We start from the raw sequence: 22,137 nt of genomic DNA, 5'->3' as shown, positions 1-22,137 counted from the left end.
TTACAGCAAATCGTACTGCTTGAGTTTCTTGCGCAGCGTGCCCCGGTTCAGTCCGAGCATCTCGCTGGCCTTGGTCTGGTTGCCCTTGACGTAGTTCATCACGCACTCGAGCAGGGGAGCCTCGACTTCGGAGAGCACGAGGTTGTACACATCCGTGACGGCAGCGCCCTCAAGGTGGGCGAAATAATTGTGCAGCGCTTTCTCGACACTCCCGCGAAGGGTCTGGCCTTCTTCGCTTGGGGTATTGAGGTGCTGTTTCAAATTCACGTTGTCGCTCACGGGTGTCGTTCCACTCACTAAAGTCTCGGTCATCATCGTCATGCGGCCACCCCCTCTCCGTCCCCTGTCAGGCTCTTGTAACGTTCGGTGAAGAAGTCCTGAACGTTGGCGCATTGTGCTTCCGTATCTTCCAAACGATTGAAGTGGGCGCGAAACTCCCTGGCGCCCGGCAAGGTTGCGAGATACCAGCCCACATGCTTTCGAGCAATGCGTACGCCCATCACGTCGCCATAGAAGGCGTGCAGCGCAGCCAGATGCTCTAGCAGTATGCGTTCCACTTCGATCAGGTCCAGCGCCGGGAGCTTCTCGCCGGTCCGCAGGAAATGGTCGATCTCACGAAAAATCCATGGCCGCCCTTGGGCAGCCCGGCCAATCAGCAGGCCGTCGGCACCGGTCGCGTCGAGCACGTATCGGGCCTTTTCCGGCGAATCGATATCGCCATTGGCGAAGACCGGCATCGACACCGCCTGTTTGATCGCGGCGATGGTGTCGTACTCGGCTTCCCCGGTGTACAGGTCGGCACGGGTGCGGCCATGGACCGCCAGCGCCGTGATCCCTGCCTGCTCGGCGATCTTCGCCACCGTCAAGCCATTCTTGTTGTCCCGGTCCCAGCCGGTACGGATCTTCAGGGTAACCGGCACATCGACCGCAGCCACGACGGCCTGCAGGATCTCGGTTACCAGTGCTTCATCCTTCAACAGTGCGGAACCGGCCGCCTTGTTACAGACCTTCTTCGCCGGGCAGCCCATGTTGATATCGATAATCTGCGCGCCCGATTCGACGTTGGCCCGGGCCGCATCCGCCAGCATCTGCGCGTCGCCACCGGCGATCTGTACCGAGCGTGGCTCGGGATCGCCTTCGTGGATCATGCGCATCCGCGACTTGCGGGTGTTCCACAGGCTCATGTCGCTGGTGACCATTTCTGAGACTACTAGCCCCGCGCCCAATCGCTTGCACAGCTGACGAAAGGGTTGGTCGGTGACACCCGCCATGGGGGCGAGAATCAAGCCGTTGTGTAATGTGTATGGACCGATGCGTACCGCCGACATAGGGCTTCCCTGTTGTGGGGCCGGATCATGAGAGTTCGAAAAAGGGTTGGCATGATACCCGCTCTCGATGACTGGATAAAGGCTGAATTGAACAAAATCTGAACAGTTATTCTGTTATTGCCAGCGGTTTGGTCCGGGTGGGCGAAGTCGGAATGCCGTCGTCAATTTGAGATCAGTGAATCGTTTCACTCTGGCGAGTGGAAGCTCAGGCTGTAGTTCACCGCTTTGGCGCCTGGATCGAGGATGTCCAGTGCGATGTGGATCGGCGTTTGCGGAGGCATTTCCACCATGCCCTCGAGGTCGCCGTTGAGGTATTCGCCAGGCTTGAAGCGACGGCTGGCGATCAGATGGCCATTGAGGTCGGCAAAGCGTAGTTCCAGCAACGGGAATGGCTGGGAGAAGGGCGCGCGGTTGTAGATGATCGCATCGACCACCAGTGCGCCGCTGAATTCCGGGTGGCTGCGAACCACCAGGTTGCTGCTTTTGATTTTTGCGATATCGACCTTCGATGGCACGGTGCAACCGATTTGCGGACACAACTGCTGGAACCATGGTCGGTACTGGTCCTGGCGCGCCAATTCGTCGAAGTGATAAGCGACATACTGGCCGACAAGTGCGCCAGCGCCGAGCAGGATCAGCAGCAGCCAGAAGAACCGGCGACCCCATGGCGAACGGCGCTTTTGCCAGTCCAGTTGCAGTGGGTCATCGGTCAGGTCCTGCAGCACGTCGGCGCGAACCCCTGGCTCGTTGCGTTCGCGGCGTTTGCGAAGTGGCTCGGCCGAGGGCAGGTCGGCATCGATTTCATCGGTTGCCGTTGCCGACAGGCGCCCGTGATGAAGCGGTGCGTCCAGCGGATCGTGCAGGCGAAGTTGTGGCGGCTGTGATTCGTCGTCCAGGTCTACCGGTTCCAGCGAGAGCGACGGTTCGGTGCGCGCGAGTATGCCTGTCTCGTTTATCGGCTCCGGGGTGTCCGAAGCTTCGAGTGCGTCGAGCGTATCGAGGTCATCAAGATCCGTGATCGCTTGCGCGCGGTCGGTCGCCGGTTCGCTGAACAGGCTGTCGGACGTCCAGGGTTCTTCGTCGTTTTCGGGGCTATCACGACGCGCGCTAAGGGTGTCTTCCCGGTGCCGGCCGAATTCGGTGGTCGGCTGGATTTCCCGCTGTTCGAGCCGGGCGAGTTCCTCGTCGAGGTCGAGGCTGTCCAGATCCAGCTCAGCGGCGGTCCATTGTTTTTGGCTGATGGCCCTGGGCTCGGCGGGTGCTGGCGTTTCGGCGACAGTTGGCGCGACCGGCGCGACCGGCTCCTTGCCGGCCTGCTCAAGCAATTGCTTGGCAGCGTTGAACACCTGCAGGCAAGAGCCACAGCGAACGACGCCACGCGCCACGCTCAACTGGGCGTGGCTGACGCGGAAGCTGGTGTGACAATGCGGGCACTGGGTGACGAAGCTGTCGGTCATGCGGCGATCCGGTTTATGCAGATGCTCATTCTAGCGCCGACGGCCGGTAATGCGCACCCAGCCATCGCGATTGGCGATCGGATCCAGATCGAAGTCTTTGGCATAGGCGGCGGCCACTTCTTCACCTTGCTCGGCGAGGATGCCCGACAGCGCCAGGCGACCGCCGGATTTGACCAGGCCTGATAGCTGCGGTGCCAGGGAAACCAGCGGGCCGGCGAGGATGTTGGCCACCAGTACGTCAGCCTGAACCTGCGGCAGATCTTCCGGCAGATAGAGCGGGAACAGCTCTTCGGCAATGTTGTTGCGCCCGGCGTTGTCGCGGGAGGCTTCCAGCGCCTGCACGTCGATGTCGGTGCCTACGGCCTGCTTGGCACCCAGTAGCAGAGCGGCGATCGCCAGGATCCCCGAACCGCAGCCGAAGTCCAGCACGTTGCAGTCCTTCAGGTCCTGGCCGTCGAGCCATTCCAGGCACAGTGCGGTGGTCGGATGGGTACCGGTGCCGAACGCCAGGCCCGGGTCGAGCAGCAGGTTCACGGCGTCAGGCTCGGGGGCGGCGTGCCAGCTCGGCACGATCCACAGGCGCTGACCGAAACGCATCGGCTGGAAGTTGTCCATCCAGCTGCGTTCCCAGTCCTGGTCTTCGATCACTTCGCTGTGGTGCTCGGGCAGCGGGCTGCCGGTCAACAGCTCCAGATGGGCCAGTACCGGGCCGGGCTCGGTACCGCCTTCGAACAGGGCCAGCAAGTGGGTGTGCGACCACAGTGGCGTGGTATTGAGTTCCGGTTCGAAGATCGGCTGGTCTTCGGCGTCCATGAAGGTCACCGACACGGCGCCCACTTCAAGGAAAGCGTCTTCGTAGGTTTCGGCTTGTTCTGGGCTGATGGCGAGACGGACTTGCAGCCAAGGCATGGCGGGCACCTTTGAAAAATATTGATTGCAGCCTAGCGGGCTGCGAGAAGCGCGCAAGTTTACGCGAGCGCGGAGGGTTTGTGGGAGTGGCTTGAGACGGGCGCCAAACCTGTGGGAGCGAGCCTGCTCGCGAAAGCGGTGTGTCAGCCGGCATCAATGTTGAATGTAGCGGCCTCTTCGCGAGCAGGCTCGCTCCCACAAAGGGGTTGTGAAGCCCTCGGAAACAACAAAACCGCCCGAAGGCGGCTTTGTCATGTGCCGGTTGAAGCTTAGTGCTTCTCGCCAGCCAGCTTGTGCTCGAGGTAGTGAATGTTCACGCCCCCTTTGCAGAAGCCTTCGTCGCGGGTCAGGTCGCGGTGCAGCGGGATGTTGGTCTTGATCCCGTCGACCACGATTTCGTCCAGCGCATTGCGCATGCGCGCCATGGCTTCGTCACGGGTTGCGCCGTAAGTGATCAGCTTGCCGATCAACGAATCGTAGTTCGGCGGAACGGCATAGCCACTGTACAGGTGCGAATCGACGCGAACGCCGTTGCCGCCTGGAGCGTGGAAATGCTTGACCGTGCCCGGGCTCGGCATGAAGGTTTTCGGGTCTTCGGCGTTGATCCGGCATTCCAGCGCGTGACCGCGGATGACCACGTCATCCTGGGTGAACGACAGTTTGTTGCCGGCGGCGATGCTGAGCATCTCCTTGACGATGTCGATGCCGGTGACCATTTCCGAAACCGGGTGCTCTACCTGGACACGAGTGTTCATCTCGATGAAGTAGAAGCGACCGTTTTCGTACAGGAACTCGAAAGTGCCTGCGCCACGGTAACCGATGTCGATGCACGCCTTGACGCAGCGGGCGAGGACTTCCTCTCGCGCGTTTTCGTCGATGCCCGGTGCCGGCGCTTCTTCGAGAACCTTCTGGTGGCGACGTTGCAACGAGCAGTCGCGGTCGCCCAGATGGATGGCGTGGCCCTGGCCATCGGAAAGTACCTGGACTTCCACGTGACGCGGATTGGTCAGGAATTTTTCCAGATAGACCATCGGGTTGCCGAACGCTGCGCCCGCTTCGGAGCGGGTCAGTTTCGCCGAGGAAATCAGGTCTTCTTCCTTGTGCACGACGCGCATGCCGCGACCACCGCCGCCGCCAGCGGCTTTGATGATCACCGGGTAACCGACTTCACGGCCGATGCGCAGAGCAGTTTCTTCGTCTTCCGGCAGCGGGCCGTCGGAACCTGGAACGGTGGGTACGCCAGCGGCGATCATCGCGTGCTTGGCCGAAACCTTGTCACCCATCAGGCGGATGGTTTCAGCTTTCGGGCCGATGAAGGCGAAGCCGGAGTTCTCGACCTGTTCGGCGAAGTCGGCGTTTTCCGCGAGGAAACCGTAGCCTGGGTGAATGGCGGTGGCGCCGGTCACTTCGGCCGCGGCGATGATTGCCGGGATGTGCAGGTAGGAGTGGGCGGCCGATGCCGGGCCGATGCAGACGGATTCGTCTGCCAGGCCCAGGTGCATCAGTTCCTTGTCAGCCTTGGAATAAACGGCGACGGTCTTGATGCCCATCTCTTTGCAGGCGCGCAGAATCCGCAGTGCGATCTCACCGCGGTTGGCGATCAGAACTTTTTCCAACTTCGCAGTCATCAAAGGCTCTCCGCGGTTCAAACGATGGTGAACAGCGGTTGGTCGTACTCAACCGGCTGGCCGTCTTCGACGAGGATGGATTCGATCACACCGCTGGTTTCAGCTTCGATGTGGTTCATCATCTTCATGGCTTCAACGATGCACAGGGTGTCGCCTTTCTTCACGGTCTGGCCGACTTCAACGAAGGACGGCGAAGTTGGCGAAGACTTGCGATAGAACGTACCGACCATCGGCGAACGGGCTACGGCGCCGTTCAGTGCTGGTGCGGCTGCGGCAGCAGGGGCGGCAGCGGCAGCCGGAGCGGCGGCAGCGACAGGCGCGGCAGCTGGAGCAGGCATTGGAGCCGGCGCGTAGTACTGCTGAGCCGGGGTCTTGCTGTGACGACTGATGCGTACGGACTCTTCGCCTTCCTTGATCTCGAGCTCGTCGATGCCGGACTCTTCCAGCAATTCGATCAGTTTCTTAACTTTACGGATATCCATGAATCATCAACTCCCAGGGGTCGGTCAGGGGGCGGTTAACTTGTTGTTCAAGCTGTTGCCTGTTGTTCAAGCTGCTCTAGCGCGGCCTCCAGGGCCAGTCGATAACCGCTGGCGCCAAGGCCGCAGATCACTCCCACCGCTACGTCGGAGAAGTAAGAGTGATGGCGGAAAGGTTCGCGTTTGTGCACGTTAGACAAATGCACTTCGATGAATGGGATGCTCACCGCCAGCAGCGCGTCACGTAATGCGACACTTGTATGTGTAAAAGCTGCTGGGTTGATCAGAATGAAGTCCACACCTTCGCTGCGAGCAGCGTGGATGCGGTCGATCAATTCGTACTCGGCGTTGCTTTGCAGGTGCAGCAAATGGTGGCCGGCTTCACGGGCACGGCGTTCCAGGTCCTGGTTGATCTGCGCCAGTGTCGTGGCGCCATAGGTGCCCGGTTCACGGGTGCCGAGCATGTTCAGGTTGGGTCCGTGCAGAACCAGTAGCGTCGCCATCGGCTGTTCCCTTGTTATCAGTGTGCAAGTGTCAGAACCCGGCGACTATGCCGCAAAGCCTTTGTGACTGTCCAGTTCTCTGCAAAAGCCCGCACGATGTCCGATGTTTGCGCGAAATATATGACTGCTTGATTAAATCCGGTCATTTGCCCTGGCGACGCGTTCGGCGAAGTCCGTGGCGTCGATCTCGCCGATCACCCGCACATCGGCGCGTTCGACGCCATCCTTGCCGAAAAACATCAGTGCCGGAGGGCCGAAGAGTTTGTAGCGGTCGAGCAGGGTCCGCTGCTCGGCAGTGCTGGCGGTGATGTCGAAGCGGACCAGCCGATAGCCCTTGAGGCGTTCGACGACGGTGGCGTCATTGAGTACCTGGTGTTCAATGACTTTGCAGCTGATGCACCAGTCGGCGTACCAGTCGAGCAGCAGCGGGGTGCCGGATGCGCGGGCTTGGGCCAGTACGCGGTCGAGTTCCGCCGGGGTACTGACGGTTTGCCAGGCGCTGGTGTTAGTGGCTTGCTCGGTAGCGACCACCGTGCGCGACTGGCCGATCGGATTGAATGGGTCGCTCTGGCCGCTGAATCCGCCGTACCAGCAGGCCAGTGCATAAAACAGCAGGAACATGCCGAGCAATTGACCCAGGCGTTTCCTCGGCGGTTTATAGACGAACTCCAGCGCGCCCATGAACAAACCGACGCCACCGGCCAGCAAACCGATCAGTAGCAAAGTGATCTGGCCGGGTAGTACCCGACTGAGCAAGCCGACGGCCAGCCCCAGCAGCAACACGCCAATGGCGTTTTTCACGTAGATCAGCCACGGCCCGCTTTTCGGCAGCCAGGCTGCACCGCCTGTGGCCACCAGCAGCAGCGGGGCGCCCATGCCGAGCCCCAGCATGAACAGTTTCAAACCGCCGCCCAAGGCATCACCGCTGGCGCTGATGTACAGCAGCGCGCCGGCCAGTGGCGCCGAAACGCAGGGCGAAACCAGCAGGCTGGACACCACGCCCAGCACTGCCGCGCCCCACAACGAACCGCCTTCGGTGCGGCCGGCAATCCGGTCAAGTCGACTGCTGATGGCATGCGGCAACTTCAGTTCGAAGACGCCAAACATCGCCAGAGCAAAGACCGCGAAGAACAGCGCAAACGGCACCAGCACCCAGGCCGATTGCAGCCGTGCCTGCAAATTGAGCTGCGCGCCGAACATCCCCATGAGTGCGCCGAGCAGGGCGAAACAGGCGGCCATTGGCAGTACATAGGCCAGCGACAGGTTGAAACCGCGCCAGCCACCGACCTGGCCGCGTAACACCACGCCAGAAAGGATCGGCAACATCGGCAGCACGCAAGGCGTAAAGGTCAGGCCCAGGCCCGCGAGGAAGAACAGCGCCAGCTCGCGCCAGCCCCAGGCATGGGGGGTGGCGCCATCGCCATTGATGCTCAGGCGCTCGGTTTCAGGTGGATAGCACAGGCCTTTGTCTGCGCAGCCTTGATAGGTCACAGCCAGAGTGAATGCGCGCTGATCGGTACGCGGCAGTTCGACATCGAGAATGCCGTGGTAAACCTCCACGTCGCCGAAATACTCGTCGTGTTTCTGTTCGCCCTTGGGCAGTTGCGCGGTGCCGAGGGGCACATCGGCAGGGTCGGCGCGGAACTGGAAGCGATGGCGGTAGAGGTAATACCCCTCGGTGGCAACGAAGCGCAGTTTGATCGATAGCGGCGTGCTTTCAACCAGGCTCAATTGAAAGGCTTCGCGCACCGGCAGGAAGTCGGCGCTGTTGTTCACTGAACCCAGGGTCGAACTGGGGCGGCTCTCCAGCAACCCAGCGGCGGTGGCCGGCAGGGCGAGCATTAAAAGCAGAAGGCAGAGCAAACGGCGCATGTCGGTCTCGCGTATCGGAGTTGGGGGCATGATAGCGGACAGCGGGCGGGTGTGCAGGGCAGGGAGTTTTGTGGTGGTTGTTCTGACGCCTTCGCGAGCAGGCTCGCTCCCACATTGGATCCGTGAGCAGCGGAAATTCACTGTGGGAGCGAGCCTGCTCGCGAAAGCAATCTGTCAGACGCGGAAAGCCTGAACGGCTGTATGCAATCGCCCACCCAACACCAGCAGATTTTCACCTTGCTCGCGCCCTTCGCCGATGCGCAGCAAGTTATCCCCGCCCAATTGGTGAATCCGCTCGCTGTGATCGCGGATCTCGCTGACGGCGCCGCTTTGCTGGGCGGTGACATCGGCGATGCGTACGGCCGTGTCGGAAATGGTCTGGATCGCGCCGACGATTTTATCCAGTGCGCCGTCAGCCGCCTGGGCCTGGTTGGCCGTGGCTTCGGCATGCTCGACCTGGGCGCGCATGCCTTCGACCGATTGCCGCGCAGCGGTTTGCAGGCCGGCAATCAATGTCTGGATTTCGGCCGTGGCGCCGGCGGTGCGTTGCGCCAGCGAGCGGACCTCCTCTGCCACCACGGCAAAGCCACGGCCCATTTCCCCGGCCCGTGCCGCTTCAATGGCTGCGTTCAGCGCCAGCAGGTTGGTCTGGTCAGCGATCGAGCGGATCACCGTCAACACGCCGCCGATGGTCGCGGACTCTTCGGCCAGATGTTCGATCATCTGCGCATTGCCTTGCACTTCATCCACCAGCGCATGCAGGCCCGTCAGACTCAAGCCGATGACTTTCTGCCCGTGTTCCACCGCCAGTCCGGCATGACGGCTGGCGTCGGCAGCCTGGCTGGCATCGCCGGCGACTTGCTGGATGGTCGCTTCCAGTTCACCCAGGGAATCGCGGATCAACGCCGTGTCGCCGGCCTGATGTTCGGCGCCGCTGTGCAGGTCATTGCTCAGTTCGGCCAGGGTGCGGCTGCTGCCCGCCACCTGCTCGGCGTTGAGGAGGATGGTACCCACCAAGTCCACCAGATAAGCGCGCAAGCGATTGAGGGACGCTTCAATGTCATGCAGTTCGCGGTTGGTCTTGCCCAACTGGATGTCCTGGCTGAAGTCGCCCTCGGCCCAGGTCGAGAGCGCGGGCGCGAGGTTGGTCAGTGTCCGGGCCAGGCGCCGTTGCAGGGTGTCGATGAGCAAGGCGATCAGCAGGATCAGGCCGATCATCACCCCTTGCATCAGCCGTACTTCACTCTGGATCTGTCCATGCTGGGCGCGTACCACAGGCTCCAGACCGGCAATGGCCTGTTGTACATCGGCGATTTTAAGGTGGGTCGCGGTGCTGAGGTCGGCGCGTTTCTGGATCTGGTCACGGGTGCGTGCCAGTTCCGCCGGGTAGCGGCCGAGCAGGCTGTTCAGCTCGCGTTTGTAACCGACGCCAGCATCTTCGGTGACGGCTTTTTCGGTGTTCTCCAGGCCCATCATCGCGGCGTAATCATCGGTGTTCGATTCGCTGCTGGCTGCCACGCCGAGCAACGGCAGGGCGTCCAGTAGTCCGGCCTGGGTGCGGATACTGGTGACTTCTCGCTCGACATCGGCGGCCAGTTCACTGCGACCGCTGCTGACCAGTTTGTCCCGGGCCAGCGACAGTTTGCCCAGATGCTGGGAAGCGGCAAGCAATGGTGTCAGGTACGCCGCGTTGCCGCTGGCGTACTGGCTGAGTTGATCCAGGCTTGCGCCCAGTTCGCGCTCGGCTTGCAGCAGCAGGGCCTGCGGGTCGCCTGCGAGTTTGCCGGCGGCGAGCAAGTCGGTTTTGCTGAACTCGTTCAGGTTCGACAGGCTGGGGCGCAGGGTTTCAGCCAGGGCCGGTGGCAATTCTGCGAGTTCCTTTTGCAGGTTGTCGATGGCCTGGGCGGCGCTGCTCAAACGCAGGGCATCGCCGTTGGCCAGGTAGTCCTCGATATTACGCGCCACTTCGTTTTGAAATTGCTGGGACAAACCCAGGTAGCGCTCCATTAATAGATAAGGGCGTTCCAGGGCTTTTTGCGACCACCAGAGTGTGGCGCCAAGGGCCACGCACACGGCGACTAATAGGAGGGTGTTGAGATTGGTCAGCAGCTTCAGGCGCATCGCGGGACTACCAACGGCAGAATGGTAAGTGCCTGAAGTTATTGCGTTTCTGTTACAGGGTTATGACGGAAGGGCTCGATCGAGAGGAAAAAGTGGCACTTTGCTTTTACGTCCGCGCGGCTTGAACACGGTTGCGTCCGGCGCCCTTTGCGCGATACAGCGCCTCGTCTGCCTGGCTGGCCATCAACAGGCCGTCAGAGTCCTCGCACAGTTCGACCACCCCGGCGCTGAAGGTGCACCACAGATCCTGCGGCTGGGCCGGGTAGTGGATTTCGGCAAAACGCTGGCGGATTTCATCCAGCACTTTCCAGGCGGCTTCGAGATCGGTATCGGGCATGACGATGGCGAATTCTTCGCCGCCGTAGCGGCCGATGAAGTCGGTTTTGCGCAGCCGCTGTTTGAGGAACAACGCCAGGCTCTTGATCACCCGGTCGCCCATGGGGTGGCCGTGACTGTCATTGACCCGCTTGAAGTGGTCGATGTCGAGCATGGCAAAGCTCAGCGGCTTATTTTCGCGACGGGCGCGGAACGAGCAGTCTTCGAGCAATTGCAGAATGTGGGTGTGGTTGTACAAACCCGTGAGGCTGTCGCGGACCATTCGCGCCTTCAGGTTACGCGCCCGCGCCGCACGGTTACGCACGGTGGTGATCAGGTGCCGGGGCTTGATCGGTTTGGTCAGGAAGTCATCGCCACCCTCGCTCATGGCGTCGAGTTGCTTGTCCAGATCGTCTTCGGCCGAAAGATAAATGATCGGCACGCTGACATAGCGATCGTTGTGGCGGATCACTTTGGCCAGTTCAGTACCGGTGCAGGCCGGCATGTACATGTCGAGGATGATCAGGTCCGGTTGAAAATCCGCCAGCTCGGCCATGGCCTGGATTGGCTCGATCAAGGTCCGGGTCACGATCCCCGCACTGTTGAGCAGGCGCTCGGTGTGCAAGGCCTGGGCGCGGGAGTCATCGATGATCAGCACTTTATAAGGTTCGTACTGGGCGACGCAGGTCAGGACTTCGATTTTCTCCAGCAGGCTCGAGGCTTCGAGCGTGCCGGTAAGGAACTCCTGGCCACCGGCGCGCACGGCGGCCAGGCGGGTGGGGGTGTCTGTCTCGTGCAGGCTGAAGAACAGTAGCGGCAAACGATGGTCGAGGCCTTCCTGAGCTTCGGCGGCCAGTTTCAGGCCAACACCGGGACCGCTGAAATCCACATCCATGACAATGGCTGCCGGCAGACGCTCGACCATCGAGGAGCGAAATGCCGGCACGCTGTCCAGGGATTGGGCCGTGAGCCCGAAGAATTCCAGTTGCTTGGCCAGGCGTTCGGCACGGTCGTGATCCTGCAGCATCACGTAGATCGGCTTGCGCAGGGGCGGCAGGAACGTTTGATCGAGCTGATCGCCATGGCGCAAACCAGTGCGGGACAGGCGCTGCATCAAACGGTTGAGATCGGTGATCAGGCCACTGCTCAGGCGCCCGCGATTGGCGTCGACAGCCTCCAGCGACTGGCCGATATGGCGTGCCAGTTGCGTGTGTTCCGGCTGCTCGAAACGCTCGGCGAACCGCAACAGGCGCAAATTGGCTTCGCTCAGCTCCGACAGGTCGTTGGTGGACCACTCGCTGCGTTGCAGGCGCTGCCATATCTCAAGAATCTGACGTGCCTGATGAATGACCCGCTGGGCAAAGTGATGCTTGAGGCGCTCTCGGCTGGGATCTTCTGGCTCGGTCATATCCTGACTACTAATTAGGGGGCACGCTGAGGACGAGTGGTGGCTCTATGCTAGCACCTCTTTTCGATTGCATGAGTGTTGTACGTCAATAATCTGCAACGCACAGGTATTCAGTTTGTGACTGCTCGGTCTTTAATTGGCTGATGGTTCTGGATGAGTGCCCGTGAACGCTGGGGTTCAGGCGATTTCATACGCAGGGTTCGGTCTCTTCCGACGTAATGGCAAGCCGCATCTGTCAGGGGATTCTGATTTTTCGCCGTCCTGATTCGGAGCCTGTTTCCGGCTGATAGGGTTCAGGGATTCCCCTAGGACCCTCACCGTCTCATGACTTCATGTTTTAAAAATCATCCAGGCGATCAGCAGCGGCTGAACCACAACAGCACCCCCGTCGCTGACTGTGAATGCAAAGAAGAACGGCTCTATGGCGCCATGACCATGGTCACCGAAGTGCCGGTACTGACCTGCGCATGCCTCTGGCGCACCTACCAGCGCGAAGCTGAAGAAATTGTCGCCCCTGAGGGTGTGTTGATTGCCGATCCGGTAGCGCGAAACCGCGCGATCAATGCCGCTTACGCCCGATTGTGGCTACACGACCGGCGTTTCCAGTGGGCCGGGCTGGCGGCGTTTGCGTCCAAGCAGGTCGGTTGCGGATTGCTGCATGCGGCGGACAGTGTCGAGCGCATCCGCGAAGAGCGTGAGGCCAGGCAGCGACTGCGGGACAGCCGAAGTGAACATGGGTTGTTGACGCCAGACAGGATGCCCGAACAGGCAGAGGCATTGCGTGCATATAAAGAAGCGGATGCACGTAATCCTGTGCCCTCTGTGGATTTCCATCCGGCAGGGGAGGACTTGTCGTTGGTGCAACAGCAATTCCGGCATGTGCACGACATGATGGCGTTGGGCAATACCACGCTGTTTCTGGATGTTTATCCGCTGCATGAGTTTTATGCGAAGCGTGGGTTGGATGAGTTGAAGAAGTGTCTGGAGGTGCGGAAACGTATTTATGGGCATCCGAAGTTTCCGGTGCTTTGGCCGGTGGGGCGGGAAAAGCTGACATTCGGGCTGGACCACATCGAAATTTTTCGGGCGTTTGAGGCGATTGAAGCCGGGAATGTTGCCGGCAGTGTGGAACATCTGGCGTGGCATGAGCAGCAAAATATTCTTCAGCCCACGATTTATCAGGACCAGCAGTTGGTGGCTTTACTGCGTGGCAACCATGTTTCCTATGTGACCGGGTTTCCTTCTGGCGTAGCTCAAGCAATTGAGTTGACGCTTTCCAGCCAATGCCAGCGTGTTGATGATGGGCGCACCATTGGTTTTAGTAATAACCCGCTGGCGGACTTATCGGATATCAAGCAGCGAATGCCGTTCGTACTTCGGGCTGCCGCACGCTTTGATCAGATGCTCAACGACACGAACCGTAGTGTGCTTGAACAGTCGATCACCGAGATCGCATCAGGGGAGGGAACAGGATGAGTTGGCGGCAAGGTATCGGCCGCTGGCGGTTTGGGTCAGGTTTGCTGCTTCTGATTGTCCTGATATTGGGCACTCATCAGATAGTGGAGTCCCTGTCGCAGGAACCGATAATTGCATTGGAAGTGGGCGGCACCTATGAAACCTTGCGCAAGTATTCTTCAGTCCCCTTCAGCCCGATGGTACGCGGACATGTCTGGATGGGGCTGCCCAAGACGGATGCGCGACTTCGGCTCATCGATCCTCAGTACGAGTTCCTCACGCCAAGAGCGCGCTTTTTTACTGTTGTTTTTGACGACACTGTCGTTAGCAGCATCCGCATGTCCCCACAGCTTGAACCGTTGCTGCTCGATGACGCCCTGAAAGTCGCTCTGGATTTGCAAGAGCAGTGGCTCCAGGGCGGATGGAGGGTGGCCGGGAGGACGAGCTATCCACCCTTTGTCGATACACCTGAATGGCGAGCTCGGTTGCGAGACGTGAATAAAGGCGGAACGGTTTACTGGAAGGCTGGCGAAAAATACCAGGTCACGATGTTTATGAACCGTTTCCAATACGACAAGCGACCCGACGAGGAGCGCTACCTGATCACCCTGTCGATCGGCAAGCCGTGGACGCCTTTCGAGGAAGACGGAGATGAAGAAGCGCTTATCGAGTTGGATCAATCCAACCCGGTTACCCCCTTGTTCCCAACAAAAACCAACGGAGCCCCACCATGCCAACCCCCGCGTTCATGACCCTCCATGGCCAACGACAAGGCCTCATCAGCAAAGGCGCCTTCACCGAGGCGTCAGTGGGCAACATCTACCAACTGGGCCGAGAAGACCAGATCATGGTGCAAGCCCTGAGCCATGGCATTTTTGTACCCAGAGGTTCGGGTGTGGGGCGGCGGATGCACAAGCCCTTGATCATCACCAAGACCATCGACAAGTCGTCGCCGCTGATCAACATCGCCTTGTGTTCCGGGGAGTTGCTCAGCAAGTGCCGCGTCGAGTGGTATCGCACTTCGGCTAAAGGCACACAGGAGCATTTCTATACGATGGAGCTGGAGGACGCGCTGATCATCGGTGCAGAGGTGCTCATGCCCCATTGCCAGGATTCCGTGAGTGCGCACCTTACCCAGCTGGAGAAGGTTTACTTCTCTTATCGGCGCATTTACTGGCGGCATGAAATCAGTCGGACCATGGGCTCCGACGAGTGGAGTGGGGAGCACGAGGCATGAAACTGGTCAGGGCGCTGTATCTCTCCGCGAGGGAACGCCAGCATGCATTTTCCGGTGAACAAGCACTGGAGCCTGTCCGCCAGGCTTTGCAGGATCGACAACCCATCGAAGGCCTGGATGAATTGCGCGCCGGCCTGCTGTTCGATGCCGACAGCGAGGTGCTGGATCAACTTGAACGAGGCGAGTGGTGCCTGCTCAAGGCTGAAGCCGAATACGGCGACTGGGCGGTGCAGGAGCGGGCCTTCAATCAGAGGGTCATTGAATTGATGAAAAATCCACCGGTGCAGCCCTCTCGAACGCCGAGGATTTTCCGCCTCGTCGACAGCGTAACGGGCGAGCCCCTGGCGCAGCGGCGTTACATCGCGACCGTGGATGGGCAGGCTGCCGAGCGCAGAACCGATGGCGAGGGTATCGCCCATCTTTTTACATCACCGCAGACAAGGCAGATTTCAATGAAGGTCATCGGCGTTTAGCGCTGGCATGGACATTTGATTTCATGGGTCACAACCTTTGCTGCGCTTGAGCGGTAATTTGCGCGATAAAGCCAACGGCGGGTGCCGGGCCAAGGCACGTTGTTGTATGGTTATGGTCGAACCGATGAACCCAAGTGATTGAAAGGATATCGCCATGCTGGACTGGAAGAACCGCGCCGGTAGCGCGCCTGAACGTGCCGCTGAACCGAAATCGGCTACCCGCAGTTATCTGGGCGGCTTGTTGTTCAGCCGGGCGCTGGCCACGCTGGTCGGCATCTACCTGCTGGTGACCATTGCCCTGGGCTGGTACTGGAGCGAGGAGCCTGCACTGTTCCCGGTTCAGCAAAACGCGCAAATGGCTGCCGAGAAGGAAGGCAAGCAGATGGTGGTCGGCTACACCACGGTCGAGACCCTCAAGACGGTTGTCGGCACCTTGCTGAACAAGCCGGGCGGCTATATTTCCAACGACCGTTTCCCGCCAGGCCTGTGGATGGATAACACGCCGAGCTGGGAATATGGCGTGCTGGTCCAGGTGCGTGACCTGACCCGCGCCATGCGTAAAGACTTCGCCCGCTCGCAATCGCAGTCTACCGAAGACGCCGACCTGGCCAAGGCCGAGCCGCGTTTCAACTTCGACAACAAAAGCTGGGTGCTGCCATCCAGCGAATCCGAGTACCAGGAAGGCATCAATTCCCTGAGCCGCTATCAGGCGCGCCTGTCCGACCCAAATCAGAAGACCGCGCTGTTTTTTGCCCGTGCCGACAACCTGAACAACTGGCTGGGTGACGTAGGCACTCGCTTGGGATCGCTGTCGCAACGCCTGTCCGCCAGCGTGGGTCGGGTCAAACTCAATACCGCATTGAAGACCGAGGTCGTCGCGCCGGGCCAGGTGCCTCAGGTTGACGAGGAAATCGTCGAAACCCCATGGCTGCAGATCGACAACGTGTTCTACGAAGCCCGTGGCCAGGCCTGGGCCTTGTCGCATTTGCTGCGCGCCATCGAAGTCGACTTCGCCGATGTGCTGGCCAAGAAGAACGCCACGGTCAGCGTGCGCCAGATCATTCGTGAGCTGGAAGCCTCGCAGGAGCCGGTGTGGAGTCCGATGATCCTCAATGGCAGCGGCTTTGGTGTGCTGGCCAACCACTCGCTGGTCATGGCCAATTACATTTCCCGGGCCAACGCGGCGGTGATCGATTTGCGTCAACTGCTGAATCAGGGCTGAGCCATGGCCGATAGTTCCAACGATAACCTGCGCGAGGCCGCCCACCGGGCGGCCTCGGACGCCGAGCAAATTGCCTGGGTCGACGAGCAGGACAACCTGCTGGGCGCCCTGGTCCGTTCCGACCTGCGCGAGCGCGGGCTGATCGGACGCGGCACCTACATTATGTTGTTCAACTCCGCCGGCGAACTCTGCGTGCACCGGCGTACCCTGAGCAAGGCTATTTATCCGGGATATTGGGACGTGGCGGCGGGCGGCATGGTGCTCGCCACCGAAAGCTATGCCGAGTCGGCGGCGCGGGAGCTGGAAGAAGAATTGGGTGTGCGCGGGGTCGAGTTGACCGCCCATGACCACTTTTTCTTCGAAGACACCGGCAATCGGCTCTGGTGTTCGGCGTTTTCGGCGGTGTGGGACGGTCCGTTGATCCTTCAGCCGGAAGAGGTACTCGAAGCGCGCTTTTTACCCATAGACCAAGTGTTGCGGGAAATCGAGGAAAAGCCTTATTGCCCGGACTCCTTGGCGGCGTTGAAGCGGTATCTTCGGTCCCGACAAACCGACGTCGCAAAAGAGCTATAAATTGGCGCCGATTGGCTCTTAGCAATCGGCGTTTTTGCCGTTACACTGCGCGACCTTTTCAAACTGAACCGGTATTGCTGTTTCTTCTGTAGGAGCGAGCTTGCTCGCGATGAATTCAAGGGCGACGCGTTCATACTGGATGCCCGCGTTATCGTTGACGTCCATCGCGAGCACGCTCACTCCTACAGGGAGATCCACCCGTTTCAGTAGCGCTGCCCCTGCCTGAGTGGGGCTTCGCGGTCGATGGCACCTGCCCCAGGTTGCCGCGACCAGTCTTTGTCCTCCCAAGAGGATTGCCGGTGGCCAAAAAAGCCGCATCCTTCGCCGCCCTTGGTGGCCTGGTATTTTCCACCGACGCAGGTCGTCATTGCCCGGAATGCAGTAAACCGGTGGACGCCTGCATCTGCAAACAGACCGTTATCCCGGCCGGCGACGGCATCGCTCGCGTGCGTCGCGAAAGCAAGGGTCGTGGCGGCAAAACGGTGACCACCATCACCGGCGTGCCATTGCCCGAGGACGCGCTCAAGGAACTGGCGACCACGTTGAAGAAACGTTGTGGCACCGGTGGGGCGTTGAAAGACGGCGTCATTGAAATCCAGGGCGATCATGTCGAGCTACTCTTGGCTGAGTTGATCAAACACGGTTTCAAGGCGAAGAAGTCCGGCGGCTAGCAGCCTCTGTGAAAACCACCTGCGGCTTGATCCAGCCCTGATAACCTTCAGGCCTGGCGTCGTCACCATGGTTTTCACAGAGCCTGTTCATGACCGGTTTCTAAACTCGTTGCGGTTGGCGGGGTCTACCCCCTCGTTGACGAACCGTCATTTTCATTCTTTAGACTGCGCCGGCCTGAATCCAGGCGACGCACCATGACTTCTTTATAGGGGACTTCGATGTCCGTACGACGCACACGCAAAGACGATGGCAGCCAATGGACAGTTGCGGACAGCCGCAGTGTTTACGGGATTCGCCATTGGGGGGCCGGGTATTTCGCGATCAATGACGCCGGTCGCGTCGAAGTTCGTCCGAACGGCCCGAGCAGTTCGCCCATCGACCTCTTCGAGCAGGTCGACCAGTTGCGCAAGAGCGGCCTGTCGTTGCCGTTGCTGGTGCGCTTCCCGGATATCCTGCAAGACCGCGTGCGTCAGTTGACCGGCGCCTTCGACGCCAACATCGAGCGCCTGGAATACCAGAGCAAGTACACCGCGCTGTACCCGATCAAGGTGAACCAGCAGGAAGCGGTGATCGAGAACATCATCGCGACCCAGAACGTGTCCATCGGCCTGGAGGCCGGCTCCAAGCCTGAACTGCTGGCGGTGCTGGCACTGGCGCCGAAGGGCGGCACCATCGTCTGCAACGGCTACAAGGACCGCGAGTTCATCCGCCTGGCGCTGATGGGCCAGAAACTCGGCCACAACGTGTTCATCGTGATCGAGAAAGAGTCCGAAGTCGGGCTGGTGATCGAAGAGGCCGCCTCGCTCAAGGTCAAGCCACAGGTCGGCCTGCGCGTGCGCCTGTCGTCCCTGGCATCGAGCAAGTGGGCCGACACCGGTGGCGAGAAATCCAAGTTCGGTCTGTCGGCGGCGCAACTGCTGTCGGTGGTCGAGCGTTTCCGCACCGCGGGCCTGGATCAGGGCATCCGCCTGCTGCACTTCCACATGGGCTCGCAGATCGCCAACCTGGCGGACTACCAGCATGGTTTCAAGGAAGCGATTCGCTACTACGGCGAATTGCGCAACCTCGGCCTGCCGGTGGACCACATCGACGTCGGCGGCGGTTTGGGCGTGGACTACGACGGCACGCACTCGCGTAACGCCAGTTCGATCAACTACGACATGGACGATTACGCCGGTGTCGTGGTCGGGATGCTCAAGGAATTCTGCGACGCGCAGAGCCTGCCGCACCCGAACATCTTCTCCGAAAGCGGCCGTTCCCTGACCGCCCACCATGCCATGCTGGTGGTGCAGGTGACCGACGTCGAGAAACACAACGACGACGTGCCGCAGATCGAGAACAAGGAAGCATTGCCGGAAACCGTGCAGTGGCTGGTTGACCTGTTGGGGCCGACCGATATCGAGATGGTCACCGAAACCTACTGGCGCGCCACGCACTACATGAGCGATGTCGCCTCCCAATACGCCGATGGCAAGCTGACCCTGGCCGAAAAAGCCCTGGCCGAGCAATGCTATTTCGCCGTGTGCCGTCGCCTGCACAACTCGTTGAAGGCACGTCAGCGTTCCCACCGTCAGGTGCTCGACGAACTCAACGACAAGCTGGCCGACAAGTACATCTGCAACTTCTCGGTGTTCCAGAGCCTGCCGGACACCTGGGCCATCGACCAGGTACTGCCGATCATCCCGCTGCATCGCCTTGACGAAGAGCCGCTGCGCCGTGCGGTGCTGCAAGACCTGACCTGCGACTCCGACGGCAAGATCAATCAGTACGTCGACGAGCAGAGCATCGAAACCAGCCTGCCGGTGCACGCATTGAATGAGGGTGAAGACTACCTGCTGGGCGTGTTCCTGGTCGGTGCCTATCAGGAAATCCTCGGCGACATGCACAACCTGTTCGGTGACACCGACTCGGTGAACATCTACCAGAACGCCGACGGCAGCGTGTACCACGCGGGTATCGAAACCCACGACACCATCGAAGACATGCTGCGTTATGTGCACTTGTCGCCGGAAGAGCTGATGACCCACTACCGCGACAAGTGCGCCAGTGCCCGAATCAGTGCCACCGAGCGCACCCAGTTCCTCGACGCCTTGCGTCTGGGCCTGACCCGATCGTCTTACCTGTCTTCTTGACGTAAGCCTCGCTCTCATCAGGTTGTCTGAAAATGTTCCGCTAGCTGCGGAAATTTCGGATGACCTGGTGCGACGACCTCACTTTTTCAAAGCGAAACAACCTACGTCTTCGGCTTTTCAAGTCATTGGTCTTCTTTTCGCGTAGGTCATTTCCTAAGTTGTATTTCGCCTCTCTACTCGGCCATTTCTCTCGGCGAAAATCCACGGCCGCCCCTCCTGTAGAGAATCGCCGATGTTCGATCCAGTCAACGAGCCCGCATTTCGTCTGGACGTAGCAGGTCTGTCCGACACCTTCGAGGTCCTGGCCTTTACCGGTAGTGAAGCCATCAGCGAACCATTCGTGTTTGATATGGATCTGCTGATCGATGACCCCGCACTCGACCTCGCCAGCCTGCTGTACCGCCCGGCTTCCCTGCATTTCGGGCCAGCGGGAAGCAGCATCCATGGACAACTGCATGAACTGGTGCAGCGCGACCATGGCTCGACGGTCAGGCTTTGTCACGTGCGTCTGGGGCCGAAAATGGCATGCCTTGCCCAGCGCTTCAGCCAGCGCATCTTCAGTGCCCGCTCGGTGCCTCAAATCATCGACCAGGTGCTCAGGGAGCACGGAATTGTCGGCCAGGACCGGCGCTTCGAACTGGACGGTAACTATCCGCTGCGGGATTTCTGCACGCAGTACCGCGAATCGGACCTGCAGTTTCTTCAGCGCCTGTGTGCCCAGGAACGGCTGCACTACCACTTTGAACACCGGGCGCAGGGGCATTGCATGGTATTTGCCGATGGGCAGCGGCATTTTCGTGTGGGCGAAACGGCGGTTTTCAGCCGTGACGGCGAACAACCGGCGGTGCGCCGTTTCGAAGTGCAACGGTGCGTCGACAGTGTGCAGGACAGTGCTCAATGTCATACGGATCTGGCGACGTTACGCAGTGGTCAACTGATGCCGTTGGCCGACCACCCGGTGGCCGACTGGAATCAGCTGTGGTTGCTGACCCATGTCGATCATCAAGGCGGCCAGGATCCGCTCATCCCTTACAGCAATAAGGCGCGCGCAATACATTGGCCCGCGTCGTTCGAGCCTCGCCATTGTTGGGTGAAGCCCAGGATGCACAGCCTGCAACGGGCGTGGGTGGTGAGTGTCGATGAGCCCCGACCGGATCCTTCGCGGCCGGTGGCCGTGCAGTTTGACTGGTCGTATCAGGGCGAGGGGGCAACGCCCGGTCACTGTTGGCTGCCATTGGCGCCGCAGCTGCAAGCGGCGAGCGACGCTTCGTTGGCCGAAGGCGCGGAAGTGGTGGTGAGCTTTATCGAAGGCGATCCGGACCGGCCATTGATTACCGGAATTCTTTATCTGCCAACACCTGTTGAAGAGGGCGATAAGGCGAACGTGGCGTGTACCGACCAATGCCCGCCTGAAGGGGTGCAGGACTGGTTGCGTTCAGGGGAGCCCTTGATGTTGTTGTGTCTGTTGCCCGGTGGCGGCAGCTTCAATCATTGCGCGCAGGCGCTGTGCACCTGCCGTGCGGCCGTGCGGCTTGGCCAGAGCGGTGCGGCATGATCGCCGTGCACCCGGCCGAAGTGATCCCGCAATGGTTGTTGCTGGATGTACCGCGTACACCCCAGGCGAGAGCGATGCTCAAACACGGTTTTGCCCAGGCCAGGTGCTTGCCGCTGTTCGAAGGCACCGAATGGCATGTATTGCGCGAGCAAGGCCCGACGCTGATCGACCTGCGGACCTGCCCGCTGCTGGCCGAAGCGAGCCAGCGCGATACTCGGCTCTGGCCTGGCCTGTTGCTGTTCAGCGAGGCGTCGACGTCAACATTGCTGGCGCACTTGCGGCGCATGCTCACGGTCAGTTTCGGTTTGCACCACCGTGCCTTGCTGAGTTACTACAACCCGCACACCGCGAGCTACTTTTTCGATGCCTGCGATGCCGGGGAGCTGAGTCGCTGGTTGGGGCCGATCAGCCAGTTGCGCTGGTTTGGCGGCACCTGGGCCGACCGGGCGATCGGCAGCCAGGGCTGGCAGCAACTGATCAATCCCGGGCTTGCCGTCCGCCCTCTGGCCGTCGAAGAAGACCTCACGCCCCGCCAGCGGGAAAAGCTGCAAACCTGCCTGATGGAACAGCACGCCTGGCACTGGAGCCGGACCACGGCGACGGATTACGCCCGCCTGTGGGCTCATTTGCAGGAGGGGTTGGCGCTGGGCTTCAGTGAGCGCCCGGTGCTGGATGGCTGGTTGTGGTTGCGCCTGCAGCACCCCGACGCTGTGCCTGTGCCGCCACTGTCGGGGAGAACCCAGCAGGAACGGCTCGACTGCCTTCGCAACCGCTGGCAGAACAATCAACCTTGAACGC

21 protein-coding genes are annotated in these 22,137 nt (G+C 60.4%); 10 read left to right on the top strand and 11 right to left on the bottom strand.

All coding sequences use genetic code 11. The annotated features are described in order from the left end of the window. From fis to gcbA, 10 genes are all read right to left on the bottom strand, one after another. On the bottom strand, nucleotides 1-321 hold the full coding sequence (fis, locus tag BJ917_RS16005; protein ID WP_015093301.1) for a DNA-binding transcriptional regulator Fis: 321 nt from the start codon (nucleotides 319-321) through the stop codon (nucleotides 1-3). Continuing rightward, a complete protein-coding gene (gene dusB, locus BJ917_RS16000) occupies nucleotides 318-1,328 on the bottom strand; it encodes a tRNA dihydrouridine synthase DusB (protein ID WP_121103825.1) in 1,011 nt (336 codons plus the stop codon). The genes fis and dusB overlap by 4 nt, the downstream gene beginning before the upstream one ends. A 185-nt stretch (nucleotides 1,329-1,513) precedes the next feature. After that, on the bottom strand, nucleotides 1,514-2,785 hold the full coding sequence (locus BJ917_RS15995) for a DUF3426 domain-containing protein (RefSeq protein ID WP_096513614.1): 1,272 nt from the start codon (nucleotides 2,783-2,785) through the stop codon (nucleotides 1,514-1,516). 30 nt (nucleotides 2,786-2,815) lie between these two features. After that, on the bottom strand, nucleotides 2,816-3,694 hold the full coding sequence (gene prmA, locus BJ917_RS15990; protein WP_096513613.1) for a 50S ribosomal protein L11 methyltransferase: 879 nt from the start codon (nucleotides 3,692-3,694) through the stop codon (nucleotides 2,816-2,818). A gap of 269 nt (nucleotides 3,695-3,963) precedes the next feature. Further along, on the bottom strand, nucleotides 3,964-5,322 hold the full coding sequence (accC, locus tag BJ917_RS15980; protein WP_096513612.1) for an acetyl-CoA carboxylase biotin carboxylase subunit: 1,359 nt from the start codon (nucleotides 5,320-5,322) through the stop codon (nucleotides 3,964-3,966). Nucleotides 5,323-5,339: 17 nt separating this feature from the next. Continuing rightward, nucleotides 5,340-5,804: an acetyl-CoA carboxylase biotin carboxyl carrier protein gene (gene accB / locus BJ917_RS15975; protein ID WP_096513611.1), complete on the bottom strand. Its 465-nt coding sequence runs from the start codon at nucleotides 5,802-5,804 to the stop codon at nucleotides 5,340-5,342. Nucleotides 5,805-5,851: 47 nt separating this feature from the next. Next, nucleotides 5,852-6,304, bottom strand: coding sequence for a type II 3-dehydroquinate dehydratase (aroQ, locus tag BJ917_RS15970; RefSeq protein WP_096513610.1), 453 nt, complete (start codon nucleotides 6,302-6,304; stop codon nucleotides 5,852-5,854). 132 nt (nucleotides 6,305-6,436) lie between these two features. After that, on the bottom strand, nucleotides 6,437-8,176 hold the full coding sequence (locus BJ917_RS15965) for a protein-disulfide reductase DsbD (protein ID WP_121103823.1): 1,740 nt from the start codon (nucleotides 8,174-8,176) through the stop codon (nucleotides 6,437-6,439). Between the two features lie 174 nt (nucleotides 8,177-8,350). Further along, a complete protein-coding gene (locus tag BJ917_RS32735) occupies nucleotides 8,351-9,394 on the bottom strand; it encodes a methyl-accepting chemotaxis protein (protein ID WP_372237729.1) in 1,044 nt (347 codons plus the stop codon). A gap of 1,009 nt (nucleotides 9,395-10,403) precedes the next feature. After that, nucleotides 10,404-12,020 (bottom strand): diguanylate cyclase GcbA, encoded by a 1,617-nt coding sequence (gene gcbA / locus BJ917_RS15955; protein WP_096513607.1) that lies wholly within the window; start codon nucleotides 12,018-12,020, stop codon nucleotides 10,404-10,406. Between the two features lie 324 nt (nucleotides 12,021-12,344). Here gcbA and BJ917_RS15950 point away from each other — a divergent pair, with 324 nt between their 5' ends. The 6 genes from BJ917_RS15950 to BJ917_RS15925 all read left to right on the top strand — a co-directional run bounded on the left by BJ917_RS15950 (nucleotide 12,345) and on the right by BJ917_RS15925 (nucleotide 16,980). After that, on the top strand, nucleotides 12,345-13,496 hold the full coding sequence (locus BJ917_RS15950; protein ID WP_096513606.1) for a DUF2515 family protein: 1,152 nt from the start codon (nucleotides 12,345-12,347) through the stop codon (nucleotides 13,494-13,496). Beyond that, complete coding sequence (locus BJ917_RS15945) at nucleotides 13,493-14,227, top strand: hypothetical protein (RefSeq protein WP_256658552.1); 735 nt, start codon at nucleotides 13,493-13,495, stop codon at nucleotides 14,225-14,227. The genes BJ917_RS15950 and BJ917_RS15945 overlap by 4 nt, the downstream gene beginning before the upstream one ends. Beyond that, on the top strand, nucleotides 14,206-14,712 hold the full coding sequence (locus BJ917_RS15940; protein ID WP_121103821.1) for an Hcp family type VI secretion system effector: 507 nt from the start codon (nucleotides 14,206-14,208) through the stop codon (nucleotides 14,710-14,712). The genes BJ917_RS15945 and BJ917_RS15940 overlap by 22 nt, the downstream gene beginning before the upstream one ends. Continuing rightward, nucleotides 14,709-15,185, top strand: coding sequence for a hypothetical protein (locus tag BJ917_RS15935; protein WP_096513604.1), 477 nt, complete (start codon nucleotides 14,709-14,711; stop codon nucleotides 15,183-15,185). Before BJ917_RS15940 ends, BJ917_RS15935 begins: the two co-directional genes overlap by 4 nt. Nucleotides 15,186-15,339: 154 nt before the next feature. Beyond that, the gene (locus BJ917_RS15930; RefSeq protein ID WP_096513603.1) at nucleotides 15,340-16,407 is read left to right on the top strand and encodes a DUF2333 family protein; all 1,068 of its coding nucleotides are present in this window, start codon (nucleotides 15,340-15,342) and stop codon (nucleotides 16,405-16,407) included. A gap of 3 nt (nucleotides 16,408-16,410) precedes the next feature. Next, a complete protein-coding gene (locus BJ917_RS15925; protein WP_096513602.1) occupies nucleotides 16,411-16,980 on the top strand; it encodes an NUDIX hydrolase in 570 nt (189 codons plus the stop codon). Between the two features lie 18 nt (nucleotides 16,981-16,998). Here BJ917_RS15925 and BJ917_RS31905 read toward each other — a convergent pair whose 3' ends face one another. Further along, on the bottom strand, nucleotides 16,999-17,154 hold the full coding sequence (locus tag BJ917_RS31905; RefSeq protein WP_157755747.1) for a hypothetical protein: 156 nt from the start codon (nucleotides 17,152-17,154) through the stop codon (nucleotides 16,999-17,001). A gap of 125 nt (nucleotides 17,155-17,279) precedes the next feature. On the opposite strand from BJ917_RS31905, the gene BJ917_RS15920 reads away from it, so the two are divergent. The 4 genes from BJ917_RS15920 to BJ917_RS15905 all read left to right on the top strand — a co-directional run bounded on the left by BJ917_RS15920 (nucleotide 17,280) and on the right by BJ917_RS15905 (nucleotide 22,133). Next, nucleotides 17,280-17,651, top strand: a complete 372-nt coding sequence (locus tag BJ917_RS15920) for a translation initiation factor Sui1 (protein ID WP_096513600.1) — start codon at nucleotides 17,280-17,282, stop codon at nucleotides 17,649-17,651. A 219-nt stretch (nucleotides 17,652-17,870) separates the two neighbouring features. Next, nucleotides 17,871-19,784 (top strand): arginine decarboxylase, encoded by a 1,914-nt coding sequence (gene speA, locus BJ917_RS15915; RefSeq protein WP_096513599.1) that lies wholly within the window; start codon nucleotides 17,871-17,873, stop codon nucleotides 19,782-19,784. Nucleotides 19,785-20,016: 232 nt separating this feature from the next. Next, nucleotides 20,017-21,339 (top strand): type VI secretion system Vgr family protein, encoded by a 1,323-nt coding sequence (locus BJ917_RS15910; RefSeq protein WP_121103820.1) that lies wholly within the window; start codon nucleotides 20,017-20,019, stop codon nucleotides 21,337-21,339. After that, nucleotides 21,336-22,133, top strand: a complete 798-nt coding sequence (locus tag BJ917_RS15905; protein WP_121103819.1) for a DUF4123 domain-containing protein — start codon at nucleotides 21,336-21,338, stop codon at nucleotides 22,131-22,133. Before BJ917_RS15910 ends, BJ917_RS15905 begins: the two co-directional genes overlap by 4 nt. Nucleotides 22,134-22,137 lie beyond the last annotated feature (4 nt).

The sequence above is a fragment of the Pseudomonas sp. WPR_5_2 genome, from assembly GCF_003634475.1.
Taxonomy (GTDB): Bacteria; Pseudomonadota; Gammaproteobacteria; order Pseudomonadales; family Pseudomonadaceae; genus Aquipseudomonas; species Aquipseudomonas izuensis.
This window is presented reverse-complemented; position numbering and strand designations above follow the sequence as displayed.

Coding starts and splice junctions, on each gene's coding strand:
- fis (WP_015093301.1), bottom strand. CDS start 321: ATGACGATGATGACCGAGACTTTAGTGAGTGGAACGACACCCGTGAGC.
- dusB (WP_121103825.1), bottom strand. CDS start 1,328: ATGTCGGCGGTACGCATCGGTCCATACACATTACACAACGGCTTGATT.
- BJ917_RS15995 (WP_096513614.1), bottom strand. CDS start 2,785: ATGACCGACAGCTTCGTCACCCAGTGCCCGCATTGTCACACCAGCTTC.
- prmA (WP_096513613.1), bottom strand. CDS start 3,694: ATGCCTTGGCTGCAAGTCCGTCTCGCCATCAGCCCAGAACAAGCCGAA.
- accC (WP_096513612.1), bottom strand. CDS start 5,322: ATGACTGCGAAGTTGGAAAAAGTTCTGATCGCCAACCGCGGTGAGATC.
- accB (WP_096513611.1), bottom strand. CDS start 5,804: ATGGATATCCGTAAAGTTAAGAAACTGATCGAATTGCTGGAAGAGTCC.
- aroQ (WP_096513610.1), bottom strand. CDS start 6,304: ATGGCGACGCTACTGGTTCTGCACGGACCCAACCTGAACATGCTCGGC.
- BJ917_RS15965 (WP_121103823.1), bottom strand. CDS start 8,176: ATGCGCCGTTTGCTCTGCCTTCTGCTTTTAATGCTCGCCCTGCCGGCC.
- BJ917_RS32735 (WP_372237729.1), bottom strand. CDS start 9,394: ATGATCGGCCTGATCCTGCTGATCGCCTTGCTCATCGACACCCTGCAA.
- gcbA (WP_096513607.1), bottom strand. CDS start 12,020: ATGACCGAGCCAGAAGATCCCAGCCGAGAGCGCCTCAAGCATCACTTT.
- BJ917_RS15950 (WP_096513606.1), top strand. CDS start 12,345: ATGACTTCATGTTTTAAAAATCATCCAGGCGATCAGCAGCGGCTGAAC.
- BJ917_RS15945 (WP_256658552.1), top strand. CDS start 13,493: ATGAGTTGGCGGCAAGGTATCGGCCGCTGGCGGTTTGGGTCAGGTTTG.
- BJ917_RS15940 (WP_121103821.1), top strand. CDS start 14,206: ATGCCAACCCCCGCGTTCATGACCCTCCATGGCCAACGACAAGGCCTC.
- BJ917_RS15935 (WP_096513604.1), top strand. CDS start 14,709: ATGAAACTGGTCAGGGCGCTGTATCTCTCCGCGAGGGAACGCCAGCAT.
- BJ917_RS15930 (WP_096513603.1), top strand. CDS start 15,340: ATGCTGGACTGGAAGAACCGCGCCGGTAGCGCGCCTGAACGTGCCGCT.
- BJ917_RS15925 (WP_096513602.1), top strand. CDS start 16,411: ATGGCCGATAGTTCCAACGATAACCTGCGCGAGGCCGCCCACCGGGCG.
- speA (WP_096513599.1), top strand. CDS start 17,871: ATGTCCGTACGACGCACACGCAAAGACGATGGCAGCCAATGGACAGTT.
- BJ917_RS15910 (WP_121103820.1), top strand. CDS start 20,017: ATGTTCGATCCAGTCAACGAGCCCGCATTTCGTCTGGACGTAGCAGGT.
- BJ917_RS15905 (WP_121103819.1), top strand. CDS start 21,336: ATGATCGCCGTGCACCCGGCCGAAGTGATCCCGCAATGGTTGTTGCTG.